The 1124-nt window shown below is 49.8% G+C and carries 2 protein-coding genes; one reads left to right on the forward strand and one right to left on the reverse strand.

The window, feature by feature from the left end:
• Positions 1–723, reverse strand: a 723-nt coding sequence (locus tag R7O12_RS26255) for a ComF family protein (RefSeq protein WP_140051524.1), incomplete at its 3' end; no start/stop codon positions are given.
• 84 nt (positions 724–807) lie between these two features.
• Between R7O12_RS26255 and R7O12_RS26260 the strand changes: the two genes are divergently transcribed.
• On the forward strand, positions 808–1124 hold a 317-nt coding region (locus R7O12_RS26260), incomplete at its 3' end, for an alpha/beta fold hydrolase (RefSeq protein ID WP_318126996.1).

Below are 1124 nucleotides of genomic sequence, written 5' to 3' on the forward strand. Positions count from 1 at the left end.
GACAGCACCAGGAGCAGGGGTTCTGCAGATGCAGTAAATATCGACGGTTTCTACGCCAACTTCAAGTAGTAAATGACATAATTGTCGAACCGTGCTTCCCGTCGTGACCACATCATCTACGATTGCGACGTGGTTATACTTTGGTGGCTGATTTAAGGTGAAAGCGCCTTTTAAATTCTGTTCTCGGCTGGATTTCTTGTACCCACGCTGCGACTGGACGTGTTTTACGCGGCGAAACACGTGATTATCAAACCTCACATTAAGGTGACCAGCCAAATGTCGCGCCAGTATGTCGCTCTGATTAAAGCCTCGATACAAGTAGCGTTGCCAGTGCAATGGCACTGTGGTGATAAGCGGAGCGGGAGTTGAAATGCGCTGGGCAAGCAATTGCGTTAAAGCGCGAACATGCCATGTTTGTCCGTGATCTTTGAAGCGTTGTACTTCTCGAGACAGCGGAAAGTCGTAGTCTCCCAAGGTAAATAGTTGTTGCCACGGTGGAGGCTCGGAGAGGCACTCGCCGCAAATACTCTCTATATTCGCTTCCTCTGCTTTTAAGCTCAATCCACAACGTTGGCAGCGTTTTACTGGCGTAAGATATTGATAACAGTGATCACACCAACGCAGCGCATTGGGTTGAGCGGTAGCCTGAATCGGGAAGCGACATAAACCGCATTGACTGCTGAGCACACGATGCATGATGTTTTGCCAGTGATGAGATAACATACCGCTTATTCAAGGTTAGATTTTGCACAGCCTAACGCTTGAGTGAAGCGATAAGGAATAAAATAAGTGGGAGAGATTGAGAGCATGAGCACGAATTTACACTGGCAGTCGTTCGGTCAGGGACCGGATTTGGTGTTGCTGCATGGCTGGGGGATGAATGGCGCGGTTTGGCAGCAAACGGTCGAATCTCTGCAGACCGATTTTTGTGTCCATGTCGTCGATCTTCCTGGATATGGTTTTAGCGCTGGGCATCATGGTGAAGACCTCGCACAAATCGCTGCCATGGTACTAAAAGACGCGCCAGAGAAAGCAGTGTGGCTAGGTTGGTCGTTGGGTGGTTTGGTGGCCACGCACATTGCGCTCAATGCTCCTCAGCGAGTGAGTAAGCTGATCACCGTCGC

This window comes from Vibrio sp. Vb1574 (genome assembly GCF_033338675.1).